Annotated in this window: 11 protein-coding genes; 10 read left to right on the top strand and 1 reads right to left on the bottom strand. The window is 38.9% G+C overall.

The window, feature by feature from the left end; all coding sequences use genetic code 11:
- Positions 1-26 precede the first annotated feature (26 nt).
- The 8 genes from J2Z32_RS07130 (at position 27) to J2Z32_RS07095 (ending at position 8,289) form a co-directional block, all read left to right on the top strand.
- Positions 27-548 (top strand): NfeD family protein, encoded by a 522-nt coding sequence (locus J2Z32_RS07130; RefSeq protein WP_210088492.1) that lies wholly within the window; start codon positions 27-29, stop codon positions 546-548.
- A gap of 87 nt (positions 549-635) precedes the next feature.
- The gene (locus J2Z32_RS07125) at positions 636-2,255 is read left to right on the top strand and encodes a flotillin lipid rafts scaffold protein FloT (RefSeq protein WP_342453932.1); all 1,620 of its coding nucleotides are present in this window, start codon (positions 636-638) and stop codon (positions 2,253-2,255) included.
- Between the two features lie 205 nt (positions 2,256-2,460).
- Positions 2,461-3,306, top strand: coding sequence for a glucose PTS transporter transcription antiterminator GlcT (gene glcT / locus J2Z32_RS07120; protein WP_210088491.1), 846 nt, complete (start codon positions 2,461-2,463; stop codon positions 3,304-3,306).
- A gap of 330 nt (positions 3,307-3,636) precedes the next feature.
- On the top strand, positions 3,637-3,912 hold the full coding sequence (locus J2Z32_RS07115) for a PTS sugar transporter subunit IIB (RefSeq protein WP_210088490.1): 276 nt from the start codon (positions 3,637-3,639) through the stop codon (positions 3,910-3,912).
- A 108-nt stretch (positions 3,913-4,020) separates the two neighbouring features.
- Positions 4,021-4,296 carry an HPr family phosphocarrier protein gene (locus J2Z32_RS07110; protein ID WP_210088489.1) on the top strand — a complete coding sequence of 92 codons (276 nt, stop codon included), beginning with the start codon at positions 4,021-4,023 and terminating at the stop codon, positions 4,294-4,296.
- On the top strand, positions 4,289-6,001 hold the full coding sequence (gene ptsP / locus J2Z32_RS07105; RefSeq protein WP_210088488.1) for a phosphoenolpyruvate--protein phosphotransferase: 1,713 nt from the start codon (positions 4,289-4,291) through the stop codon (positions 5,999-6,001). The genes J2Z32_RS07110 and ptsP overlap by 8 nt, the downstream gene beginning before the upstream one ends.
- Before the next feature lie 166 nt (positions 6,002-6,167).
- Entirely contained in the window at positions 6,168-6,740 is a 573-nt protein-coding gene (locus J2Z32_RS07100) for a GNAT family N-acetyltransferase (protein WP_210088487.1), read from the top strand.
- A 16-nt stretch (positions 6,741-6,756) separates the two neighbouring features.
- On the top strand, positions 6,757-8,289 hold the full coding sequence (locus J2Z32_RS07095; RefSeq protein ID WP_210088486.1) for a Ppx/GppA phosphatase family protein: 1,533 nt from the start codon (positions 6,757-6,759) through the stop codon (positions 8,287-8,289).
- Here J2Z32_RS07095 and ppk1 read toward each other — a convergent pair.
- Complete coding sequence (gene ppk1, locus J2Z32_RS07090) at positions 8,249-10,351, bottom strand: polyphosphate kinase 1 (RefSeq protein WP_210088485.1); 2,103 nt, start codon at positions 10,349-10,351, stop codon at positions 8,249-8,251. The two genes, J2Z32_RS07095 and ppk1, sit on opposite strands and share 41 nt — an antisense overlap.
- Positions 10,352-10,542: 191 nt before the next feature.
- Between ppk1 and J2Z32_RS07085 the strand changes: the two genes are divergently transcribed.
- Together J2Z32_RS07085 and J2Z32_RS07080 are read left to right on the top strand one after the other, a co-directional pair.
- The gene (locus J2Z32_RS07085) at positions 10,543-11,274 is read left to right on the top strand and encodes a DsbA family protein (protein ID WP_245251271.1); all 732 of its coding nucleotides are present in this window, start codon (positions 10,543-10,545) and stop codon (positions 11,272-11,274) included.
- A gap of 645 nt (positions 11,275-11,919) precedes the next feature.
- Positions 11,920-13,314 (top strand): extracellular solute-binding protein, encoded by a 1,395-nt coding sequence (locus tag J2Z32_RS07080; protein WP_210088484.1) that lies wholly within the window; start codon positions 11,920-11,922, stop codon positions 13,312-13,314.
- The last annotated feature ends 23 nt before the right edge of the window (positions 13,315-13,337 follow it).

The following is a 13,337-nucleotide window of genomic DNA, read 5'->3' as shown; positions in this document are numbered from 1 at the left end:
AAGGCAGTCCGAAAGGGGGGAGCTAGATGGAGTCGTTGTATTGGGGCTGTCTCATTGGTGGCAGCGTTTTTGCAATTGTGAGTGTGGTTTTAGGTGATCTGATTGGAAGCTTTATTGATGGGGTCTTTGATTTTTTTGCAGTTGATTTTTTTAAACCAATCATATTGTCTTCCGCTGTAACCTCGTTTGGAGGTGCAGGTATTTTATTAGGTCGTTATTCTCCACTTACAACATCTGCTGTACTCATTTTTTCCATCGTTATCGCTTTATTGTTATGTGTTGTTATTTATTTTGGTTACGTTAAACCGATGGAAAATAGTGAAAACTCCACCAGTTACTCTATAAAAGAGCTACCTGGTAAATTGGGGGAAGTGACTGTACCTATTCCAGAGCAAGGATTTGGTGAAGTCATGATTAACTTTGTTGCTGGCAACACGCTACATATTGCATCTAGTTGGGATCAACGGCAAATTCCTGTGGGGACAAAGGTGGTCGTTATTGATACCGAAGATGGTGTAGTCAAGGTTTCTGAATTAGAGCCAGCTTGACCTACTTTAGTATGCTTAGTTGCTAACTAGCTTTTTTAACTCACAAATACAGAGTAAGAGGAGAGGGTAAGTTTGAATTTTGAGAATATTCCTGATTTTTTATTGATTCCTGGTATTGTAATTGTTGTAATCATTGTGATGGGATTAGCTTTTTGGGCGAGATATAAAACAGTAAGCCCAGATGAAGCGATGATCGTAACGGGTTCATTTTTAGGTAATAAAAATATTTCTGATGATGATTCAGGACGTAAAATTAAAATTGTGCGAGGTGGCGGGGCATTTATTTGGCCGGTATTCCAAAAAGCTGAGTTTATGTCGTTATTATCACATAAGCTAGATGTTATGACCCCAGAGGTTTATACGGAGCAAGGGGTTCCAGTAAGTGCTGATGGCGTTGCGATAATTAAGGTTGGCGGTTCTACAGAAGATGTAGCAACGGCTGCGGAGCAATTTATGGGCAAACCGATTGAAGCTTTGAAAGGTGAAGCGCAAGAGGTACTGGAAGGACATTTGCGTTCAATCTTAGGTGCGATGACAGTCGAAGAGGTTTATCGAAATCGTGATAAATTTGCGCAAGAGGTACAAGGCGTAGCCGCACGTGACTTAAAGAAAATGGGTCTACAAATTGTCTCCTTTACGATTAAGGATGTACGTGATAAGCATGGTTATCTAGAAGCGTTAGGTAAACCAAGAATTGCCGCTGTTAAAAGAGATGCGGAAATTGCTGAAGCGGATGCAGTTAGAGATTCCCGTATTAAAAAGGCGTTAGCAGAAGAGCAAGGACAAAAGGCGGAGCTACTAAGAGATACAAATATCGCTGAAGCCTCTAAAGAAAAAGAGCTTAAGGTTGCTTCCTTTAAAAAGGAACAAGACACTGCAAAGGCGGAAGCTGACCAAGCGTACCATATTCAAGAAGCACGTGCGAAACAAACGATGGTAGAAGAGCAAATGAAGGTAGAATTGGTACGTAAAGAACGTGAAATTGATTTGCAGGATAAAGAAATCACAGTTCGTCAAAAGCAATATGATGCTGAAGTGAAGAAAAAAGCAGACGCGGATCGTTATGCGGTAGAGCAAGCGGCTGAAGCGGATAAAGCGAAGAAAATGAGAGAAGCCGACGCACTTCAATATTCCATTGAAACTCAAGCAAAAGCATCCGCAGAGCAAAAACGTTTAGAAGGTTTAGCGATTGCTGATGCAGAGCGTGCTAAAGGTACAGCAGATGCTGAAATTATTCGTTTACGTGGTTTGGCTGAAGCGGAAGCAAAAGAAAAGCTTGCTGAAGCCTTCCAAAAATTTGGTGAAGCAGCCGTTCTCGATATCGTCGTTAAAATGTTGCCAGAGCTTGCTGGTAAAATTGCGGCTCCAATTTCATCCATTGATAAGTTAACTGTAGTGGATACAGGTAAAGGTGAAGGCGCAGCAAGAGTCAGCAACTATGTTACAGAGCTAATGGCAACTGCACCTGAAATGCTGAAGGATGTATCTGGAATTGACATCAACAAGCTAATCCAAAAGCTTACTGGTGATAAATCGGAAGCAAATAGTCAGAATTCCAGTGTAGCTGTACCGGCTGCAATCGCAGCGGCGTTAGGGACAAAAAAAGTCGTGGAGCAAGCACAAGTAAAAGAACCCGTGATTGATGTCCCAAATAATGCAAAAGTAACTAATGCGGATCCCAACACAGCAAGTGATGAAGAAAAATAGTATACTATATTAGCCGTAATTAGTAAGTATTATGATAGGTTAGGTTTAGTATTACTCGTATGAAGCGTTCGGTAAAACCGAGCGCTTCTATTTATCTATAGAATACTGGTATTGCTATAGTAGAATGATTTATAATATGAATAATTGAGCCTGCTACGCTTCAGGTCTTTGACATTATGAAATTGTATGCAGAAAGGGTAACGCTATGAAAAGCCTGCACGTAAAAAAGGCATTAAATAATAATGTGATTATCGGGAACCACCCTGATCATGGTGAGGTTGTGGTGATTGGTAAAGGCATCGGGTTTAATGCTAAATCGGGAGATCTGCTCTCTCTAGAATCCATAGAGAAATTATTCATACTCACTAATGAACAGGAACGGAAGCAATATATCCAGCTCCTACCTGAGATCGATGAAAAACTGATTGAGGTTATTGGGGAAGTGGTCATGTATATTTCTCAGAAGACACAAACAGAACTAAACGAACATATTCATATTGCGTTAACCGATCATATTGCGTTTGCATTGAAGCGATTAGAGCAAGATATTGTATTCCATAATCCATTTTTATTTGAAACCCAAGAAATATACCCTGTTGAATTTGAATTTGCTAAATATGCAATTGATTTGATTCATGAAAAGATGGGCGTGGATTTAGGAGAAGATGAAATTGGTTTTGTAGCCTTACACATTCATAGTGGTCTTACTAACCGTCATATCAATGAAGTAAGGGAGCATACACAGCTTATTGCAGATTTAGTGAGTCTAATTGAACAGGAACTAAACTTTACAATTGATAAAACTTCGCTTGATTTTTCTCGTTTGCTTACACATTTACGTTTTGCGATTGAGCGTGTTCGTAGAGGAGAGCAGGTCAGCGATATGGGGAAGCTGGAAAGTATTTTAGAACAGGAATATCCAACCTTGCATACGCTTGCTGTAAAGTTAACCAAGTTAATGGAGACACGTTTGAACCTTGCTGTATATCAAGCAGAAGTTAGCTATCTGATCGTACACTTACACCGTGTCGCACCAAAAGGGACACACTGATTTTCAAGTAAGTAAAAGATTAATCTATAAGTTAAGTATTAAGTATTGAATCTAAATTATAGATTTGTTATACTGCTAATTAAGTAAGACAACAAAATAGTTCAATGTGTTACTGATTCGATCAGGCATGAGTTGTTTAGGTATTGGTTTATATGATCACTTTTGGGGTATTATATCCGTATAAAGTGTTGATATTTCCATGCTTTATTCGCTTATGCCTTTTTTTGCATGTATTCAGAACGTTGTTGTTTTAATGTATGGCAAAACGTTATCTAGTCTTATCAAGTTGACGTACTTGCTCCACTGGGAATAAAGGCAAGGAGAACGCATATGAATAAAATTTTATTAGATGCACGGATTGCTGAGCTTGGTATGGATGAATTTGTTTTTCGTATTTTTGAGGCTTTGGGAGGAAAAGCTAATGTTATTGCAGTGGATTCCTGCATGACAAGGCTTAGGACGACCTTGCAAAACCGAAATGATTTTAGTACAGAAAAACTAACTGCATTAGGCGCCTTTGCCGTATTTGATATGGGAGATCAATTACATATTATGTTTGGTCTGGAGTCCTATCAAATTATGAAGGTGATGGAAAAGCTTATTTAATGCCACATCTATCATGCCATCTCGTAAGAGGTCAACTAATTTTAATTTTTTCAAAATGCTTACCTTGGACTTCCCCAACAAAAACTAATGAAAAGAGAGTGACTAAATATGGAAAGAACATTTAAAATTACTGATGAAGATGGTATCCACGCACGTCCAGCAACAGCGATCGTAAACACAGCTGGTAAATTCAAAAATGCTGAAAGCTTTGCAGAAGCTGGCGGTAAAAAAGTAACTCTTAAATCCATCCTAGGTGTGTTATCTTTAGGTTTGGAGCAAGGTGATACAATCAAAATTATGACTGAAGGCGACGAAGCTGAAGCAGCTCTTCAAGCATTAACAGATGTAATCGTCAAGGAAGGTTTGGGCGAAGTTCATGCTTAATATTACCGGTATTGCGGCATCTTCTGGTGTAGCAATCGCTCCAGCTTTCAAACTGGAACATCCCGATTTTACAGTAACTAAGCGTGAGGTAGCAGATTCAGCTGCTGAATTAGCTCGTTTGGAGGATGCGCTAACGAAATCAAGACAAGAGCTTGAGAGCATTAAAGAGCGTACACTACAAGAGCTTGGTGAAAAGAAAGCTGAAATTTTTGCTTCTCATTTGCTTATTCTGGATGACCCAGAATTGCTTACACCTGTTCAAGACAAAATTGCAAATGAAAAAGTATGCGCTGAGTTCGCTTTGAATGAAACGGCTCAAGAGTTTATTTCCATGTTTGAAAACATGAAAAGTGCATATTTACAAGAACGTGCAGCTGACATGCGTGATGTAACAAAACGGGTTTTAATCCATTTGTTAGGTCTTTCTTATGTTAATCCTGCTGAAATTAGCAAGGAAGTGATTGTAGTTGCAGAAGATTTAACTCCTTCTGATACTGCACAATTAAACCGTAAGTACGTTAAAGGCTTTACAACAAACATCGGAGGTAGAACTTCTCACTCTGCGATTATGGCAAGATCTTTAGAAATTCCTGCGGTTGTAGGAACAAAAGATGTGCTTGAGCAAGTGAAGGATGGCGACCTTATTATTGTAGATGGCTTGGAAGGAACAGTGATCATTAATCCTGATGCTGAGACTGTAAAGCAATACGAAGCTAAACGTGACGCTCATTTACGTCAAATAAAAGAGTGGAGACTTCTTCGTGAAGAACCAACGACTTCAAAGGATGGCGTACATGTAGAGCTTGCGGGTAACATTGGTACACCTAATGATGTTGACGGTGTTAACGATAATGGTGGCGAAGCTGTTGGCTTGTATCGTACAGAATTTTTGTACATGGGTCGTACAGAAATGCCGAACGAAGAAGTACAATTTAATGCTTACAAAACAGTATTAGAGCGTATGGAAGGCAAACCAGTCGTTGTTCGTACATTAGATATCGGTGGAGATAAGGAGCTTCCTTACCTTGATATGCCTAAAGAAATGAACCCATTCCTTGGTTTCCGTGCAGTTCGTTTGTGCTTGGATCGTACAGATATTTTCTCAACACAACTTCGTGCTTTGCTTCGTGCTAGTGTATATGGCAACTTGCGTATTATGTTCCCGATGATTGCTACATTAGACGAATTCCGTCAAGCTAAAGCTTTACTTATGGAAGAAAAAGCGAAGCTTATTGCTGAAGGTATCGAGGTATCTGACAACATCCAAATTGGAATCATGGTTGAAATTCCTGCTACAGCGGTTCTTGCAGATCAATTTGCCAAGGAAGTTGATTTCTTCTCTATTGGTACAAATGATTTGATTCAATATACGATGGCGGCTGACCGTATGAATGAGCGTGTTTCTTATTTGTATCAGCCATACAATCCATCTATTTTGCGCTTAGTTAAAATGGTTATCGATGCTGCTCATAAAGAAGGTCGTTGGGCTGGTATGTGTGGAGAAATGGCAGGCGATACAACTGCGATTCCTCTATTGCTAGGTCTTGGACTTGATGAGTTTAGTATGAGTGCAACTTCCATTTTACCTGCACGTTCATTAATCTCTAAGCTTTCTAAAGCGGAGATGGAAGAACTAGCAGCACAAGCATTGCAAAAATCAACGGCTCAAGAGGTTGTTGAATTAGTGCGTGCAATTAAACTTTAAGATTTGTTTTTAGCAATTTAAGTTTTCTCCGTTATTGAAGGTTATCCCGTTTATTCCTAGGAATAGATGGGGTAGCCCTTTTTTGTTTTGCTTTAATTTATCACGTTGACAACATATAATGGAAGTAATATTTTGTTGAAAACATATTAGACGGTGGATCTACAAAATGCTTAGGGAGGACGGGGATATTAGCGTGGAAATAGGGGAAAGGAAAATAAGTACTGAAAGACTAATTTTAAGATTATTCCAAAAATCTGATGCCAAAACTGTTGCTACTCTCTGTAACAATTATAATATTTATAAAAGCACGTTGTATTTGCCCTACCCGTATCATATAAATGATGCTTTAACTTGGATAGAATCCCATTACGATAACTTTATTAATGACAAATTATATGAATTTGCTATAACTGATAACCAAACAGGAGAAGTGGTTGGAGCGATTGCACTAAGTAATAATAAAGGTTTTAATCATGGGGAACTAGCTTATTGGATTGGTGAGCCATATTGGGGAAGAGGATATGCGACCGAGGCAGCTCAAGCGGTATTAAAATTTGCTTTTAAGGAAATAAAACTGAATAAAGTATTTGCACGATATTTTTCTTCTAATATTGCTTCAGGAAAAGTTATGGAGAAAATAGGTATGAAGCAAGAAGGAACCTTCAAGGAACATATTGTGAAAGAAGGCAAGTATGTGGATTTAGTATATTACGGAATACTGGAGAGAGAAGCAAATTAAAGTAAGGAGAAATGTTATGCATGATAGCCAGACTACCTTAGGCGTTATGGACATCGGGTCCAACTCGATTCGTTTAGCGGTATATGAAGTGACGGATTCTAAAGCGTATCGCTTAATTTATGAAAATAAGGAATCTGCTCGATTAAGTCAAAAGATCAATGAGGAGGGTGCAATTTCATATCAGGATATTTTAACAGTAACACCTATTTTGGCTCAATTTGGTCTGATTTGTACAAAGTATGGTTGTCATGAAGTGATTGTAGCGGCAACCGCTGCTATTCGTAACGCCACAAATCAAGAGCAAATCATTAAAGTGATCTATGAGGAAACAGGGCTAAAGGTAACAGTGTTAACGGGTGAACAAGAAGCGTATTATGGATTTCTTGGTGTAGTCAGCACGATGGATATTAATGATGGCTTTATTATAGATATCGGTGGAGGAAGTAGTGAAATTACATTGTTCCGTCATCGAAAGGTCGTTTCCAGCGTATCCTTGCCACTAGGAGCAGTAAATGGGCAAGAGCTGTTTAGCAAGGATGGCGTCTGGGATGAGCAAAGCATCAAAGCGTTGCAAGCCAGAGTAACACAATTAATAACTCCTCATGCGTGGATAAAAAACAATCCACATTTGCCGCTAATCGGTTTAGGTGGAACCTCACGTACGCTCGCTAAAATGGATCAACGTAGAGTGGACTATCCGATGAATGTGGCACATTATTATAAAATTGAAGGAAATAGCTTAAAGCATTATGAAAAGCTGCTGCCAGAGCTCCCTTTAGATAAACGTAAGGCAATCGATGGCTTAGCCAAATCAAGAGCTGATATTATTGTGCCAGGTATTATTATTTTGAATACGATTTATAATTACATTCATGCCGACTATTATTTAGTAAGTGGGACTGGATTAAGAGAAGGCTTAATGCTAGAAGCGGAAAAAATCTCTGTTCCTGCTAAAGGTGAAGTGGTTCCCTTTCAAATTAATAATATATTGGCGTTTGATAACGCTAGCTCAAAAGGACATGTTGAACAGGTGCAGCATAATGCCGAGCTGTTGTATGAGTCATTGTATTCTTTAGGAAATGATAACCCTGATGATAAAATTTTATTGTACGCAGCTGCCAAGCTATATCAGATTGGAATGAATATTCGATATCATCAATATGATAAGCATACTTTTTATTGGCTGACTCATGTTCCGATGATTGGGTTAGATCATCATCAGGCATTGATCAGCGCTTGTATTGCAAGTGGGATGATGCCTAACAAAAAGGCACTAGCTACTTATAAAAGCATGTTAAACGGAGAGGACTTTACCCAAATCGAGCGGCTAAGTGCTATTTTACAGCTTGCGATTGCACTTGATGTAAGCCGAACCCAATCGTTAGAAATAGAGCATGTTGTGCGTAATGAAGATACACTTACCTTACGATTGCTTGCAAAACAAGAAGCTCCCTTGGAGCTAAGGGAGCTGGAAGGTTTAACAAAAAGCTTTAAAAAAGCTTGGGGTGTTAATCTAAAGGTAAAGCTTGAACCTTCTTCCATGCCTTAATATCTAAAGCATCAAATTGACTTCGGCACGGTGGTGCCTGATTGGTGATTTTTTCATATTTTCCATTTGGGAGCAGCTTTTTTGCTTTGACATTATCCTTCAGTGATAACAACAAAATACCTATGATTGTGTCTCGTGTATACTCGTTATGGACGGGACACATCAATTCTAACCTTCGTGTAAGATTCCGCGTCATCCAATCTGCACTAGACAGCCAAACCTCCGGTTCTCCCCCATTTTCAAAATAATAAATTCGTGAATGCTCTAAAAAGCGATCCACAATACTCCTTACTGTAATCCGTTCGCTTAAACCTTCTACACCTGGGCGTAAGCAACAAACCCCCCGTATAATAAGCTCAATATTTACACCTTGCTGTGAAGCTGCATATAGCTTATCTATCATTTCTGGACTGGATAATGAATTCATTTTTGCAATGATTTTTGCAGGTCGACCTGCTGCAGCATGTTCTGCTTCACGCGAGATCAGTTCAAATAGCTTGTCCGTCATATTGGTTGGTGCAGGGGTTAGCGATTGCCAGTGATCTGCCGTAGAATAACCTGTAATTAAATTAAATAGCTCTGAGGCATCTTCACCAATGGCCTTGTCCGTCGTAAATAAACCGATATCGGTATACAAGGTAGCGGTAATATCGTTATAATTGCCTGTCCCCACATGGACATAACGCTTAAGCTGATTGCCTTCCTGCCTTACAACAAGCAAGATTTTAGCATGCGTTTTTAAGCCAACTAAGCCATAAACGACGTGACAACCTGCTTTCTCTAGTGTTCTAGCCCAAGCAATGTTCCGTTCCTCATCAAATCTTGCTTTTAGCTCAACAACAACAGTAACCTGCTTGCCCATTTCAGCAGCTAATGCTAAGGCACGAATTAAGGGAGAGTTGCCACTGACACGATATAATGTCATTTTAATCGCCATAACGGTGGAATCTTCGGATGCTTTTGTAATGAAATCTGTTACGGCGTCAAAGCTTTCATAAGGATGGTACACTAATACATCTCTCTCAGTTAACACCTCAAAAAAGTCATCGTTTTCCTCAAATTCGATAGGGTATTGTGGCTCAAGCTGAGGAAATCGCAAACGGGAGTAGCCTTTTAGCATCCCTGGCAGCTTGCCTAGAAATCTTAAATCTAACGGTCCATCAATTTCAAATATCGTATCCTTAATTTCAAATTCATCCAATAACATTTCCATTGCAAAGGGATGAATGTCCTTTTGAATTTCCAGTCTAACCGGTGCGCCCCAACGACGCTTTCGTAATTCCTTTTCAATCTCCTCTAGTAAATCCTCCGCACCTTCCTCATCAATACTCAAATCTGCGTTTCGTGTTAATCTAAATTGATGTGCGGCAACAGGCGTATAGCCATTAAACAACGTCTGCATATGATGACGGATTAATTCATCTATTAAGATAAACGATTGCTTTTTACTGGTAGAATGATGAGGTAAGGCAAGAAGCCTTGGTAGATTCGAAGGGATTTGTATAATTGCAAAATAAGGCTCCTCAAGATTTTGTGAGTTGCTAGTGGATAGAGGTTCTAATACAACCGCGAAATAAACAAAGCCAGTATGAACAAGTGGGAAGGGACGACTTTGATCCACGGCCATTGGTGTAAGCACAGGGAAAATAATATCATGGTAGTATTTTTCTGTATAACGTTGTTGTGTAGCATTTAGATCTTCAATATTTAAAATCATAATGTTTTCTTTGCTTAGTTGTCTTACTAGCTCACGAAAAGTACGATATTGTTCAGCAACCATATTAGATGTACGCGATATCAGCCTTTTATATAATCCTGATGGTGTATAACCAGAGAAATCTTTTTTGGTATAGCCAGCACGAATCTGATCTTGAATTCCTGCTACACGCACGCTCATAAATTCATCCAAATTACTAGAGACAATGGACAGAAACTTCAGTCGTTCCAAAAGTGGTGTGCTGACATCTTTGGCTTCAAGCAATACACGTCGGTTGAATTCAATCCAGCTTAAATCACGATTTAAATAGGTGGGATGAGTAGTTTTTAATTCTGTATCTGTCATGCGCGTTTGACCTCCGATAACTAATATGACCGTTTTATTAGGAAATTCATGAATTCATCATTTTAGTATAGTCTTTACATTTCTATAATAATAACGTTTTTTGTTAACGCAGTGTAAAATTTGCAAAATGAAATCTTGACTTAACAAATATTTGTAACTAGAATGGTTGCAGACAAAGTAAAATGATATAAATGAAAGGTAGGAATGATATGCCTCCTAAGAAAAAAAGTAATGTTATGGCACAGCGCAAGGCAGAAGCGATCCAGCAACAGAAAAAACAGAAAACTAGACGTATTATTTGGTTTTCTACCATTGGTGTTGTATTGCTAGGTTTGATCCTCGTGCTAGTATTTCAGACACGGGATAAGGCGGATGCTTTTGATTACAATAACTTACCTCGTCTAGGAGCAGCGGATGCCAAAGTAAAAATTGTAGACTTTTCAGATTTAAAATGTCCAAGCTGTAAAGTATTTAATGAATCTGTAAAGCCACACATTTATGATGATTATATTGCACAAGGTAAAGTTGCACTTTATTATGTTCATTTTCCATTTCTTTATGAAGATTCTACAACGGCGGCGTTAGCTGCACAAGCGGTATATCGTCAAAATCCTGACGCTACTTGGAAGTACATTGATTTGATCTTTAAAAATCAAGGTGAAGTGAAAAAAGTGTGGGCAACCACCGATTTCTTAGTTAAGCTTGCTGGTGAAGCAGATGCTTCCCTAGACCTTGAGCAGCTAAGAAAAGATATCGACAACCAAACTTATGCTAAAGAGGTACAAGCCCAATATGATTTAGGGGACAAGCTTGGAATTGGCGGCACTCCAACCATATTCATGAATGGAAAAGAGATTGGTGAGGCGGAAACTGAGGATTACAGTAAATTACAGCCGTTGATTGAAGCTGAGCTTAAAAAATAAAAAATTAGTGGTTGACAAAGGTGGAGGTGGAAGGCTACAAAACAGAGGGTTCTTCCGATCGTTATTAAAACCAGATTTCTTAGTATCCGTGTAATTTTGTCGTTGAAATCTGGTTTTAAATACGAACGTTCCACTTCTCCAGAATCCCCCTGTTTTTTTGCTTGTTAGGGTCGTTTGTCAACCACTAATTTAAGTGATGAGCAAATATCAAATATTAAAATATAAAATGCCGTTTTTAATCAGGGTTCTTGCCCTCGGTTAAAGGCGGTTTTTTATTTAGGAAACCTTTTTTTAAAGGTTCAATCTTGAAATCAGTGCTTGACAGCCAACCCGTACTAGCGGAGGGACAGAGAGATTCTGAAGATTGTCTTTAAAATCAAATTCCGCCAAAATACTTACTCCAATAAAAAGGAATATGATTTTAACAACAATCGTAAGAACTCTCTGTATCGTAGCTACCAGCCCCCTATGGCTGTCAAATACTGATTTATAAAAGAGCCTCTAAAAGGTTGAAATATTTAAAATTATAGTTGCAATACAGAATTCCTTTATAAATCGTAGATGGTATCATATTTTATGTAAGCGGTTACTTTTTTGGTTTGGAACATGTATACACATTTGACTTTAGAACAAGGGGGTAAAGACATGAATTGGTTTAAAAAGATGGTTAGTGTAGCATTAGGTGTCACCTTGATTGGACTAACATTGGCTGGATGTGGAAGCACATCGGACCCAAACAGTAAGACGGACAAGACTGTAAATAATTCTAATGGTACAGACACATCGGAAATCACACTAGAATTGTTGTATTGGGGAGATGATGTTCAGAAGCGGCTTGTTGAAGAAACATTGGCGCGTTACACAGCCGATACTGGGGTTAAAGTAAATGCACAGGTATTGCCTGCGGATGGTAGCTTTGATACGTTCATTCAAACTCGGCTTGAATCAAAGCAATTACCTGATATCAGCTATATGGGAGAAGCGGATATACAAAAATATAATGAAATGGGGATTTTAGCTGACATTAGTGACATGCTGGACAATGGCAGCATTCCCGCTAAATTAGATGCCATAACAATTCATTCTCCAGACAACAAGGTGATTGGTGTTGGCTTATCTAATCAACTTGAACTGATGTTTTATAGTAAATCTAAATTTGATGCTGCGGGCATTCCGTATCCGCCTTCTAAAGTAGAGGATGCTTGGGATTGGGCCACCTTTGTAAAAAATGCACAGCTACTTACGACAGATACAAAAGGAAATCATGCTGGTGATCCCGCCTTTAATGCAGATTTGACAGAAAATTATGGTGTTGGTTTTACGGCTGGTCGTGAGTTTCATCATTTTTGGGCTGCTTATGCCAATGGGGGTGGAGTTGTATCTCCAGACGGTAAGCAATTTTTATGGGATTCTGACAAGTCCGTACAGGGAATTCAAAATATTGCGGATTTAATTCAGAAGGATAAAGTCACCTCCACATTTAGCTATACATGGAACTCTGGAATTGGATCGGCGATTGATGCATTAGCAGGTGGATATGCCATGGTTATTAGTGGGTCATGGGACTTAGCGAATATTAATGGCAATGACGATATTGGTGTAGGTGTGTTACCTAAAATGGAAAAAGCAGTGACCATGAACTGTGGTGCACCTCTTGTTGTTTATAATACCTCCAAGCATATTGAGGAAGCGAAAAAGCTGTACGCGTATTTGGTTAATCCAGAAAACAGCTTGGACTTACTAAAATCAGGAGCATGGCTGCCTAATCAGGCTGATTGGTATACAGAACCAACGTTAATTGATAAATGGACAACTGAGCTTCCTGTCAGTGCAAAGGAAACCATTCTTAGCTATTCCAATACAAAAGATGCGATTGTACAATGGCCTGCTTATTATGTTCCTGCCTACATTAAAATGAACACTAAATATGAGCAAAATATCGACCAAGTGTTATCAGGCAAAAAAACAGCTCAAGCGATGTTTAAAGAGACGATGCCTAGCATTAAGCAGCTATGGGAAAGTGGTTCTGTTTCTGAATAACATGGCGGAAAGGGTTAATGGCG

The organism is Paenibacillus turicensis, assembly GCF_017873435.1.
In the GTDB taxonomy this organism is placed as follows: domain Bacteria; phylum Bacillota; class Bacilli; order Paenibacillales; family Paenibacillaceae; genus Fontibacillus; species Fontibacillus turicensis.
The sequence above is the reverse complement of the archived record's forward strand: the minus strand, read 5'-3'. Positions and strand labels throughout refer to the sequence as shown.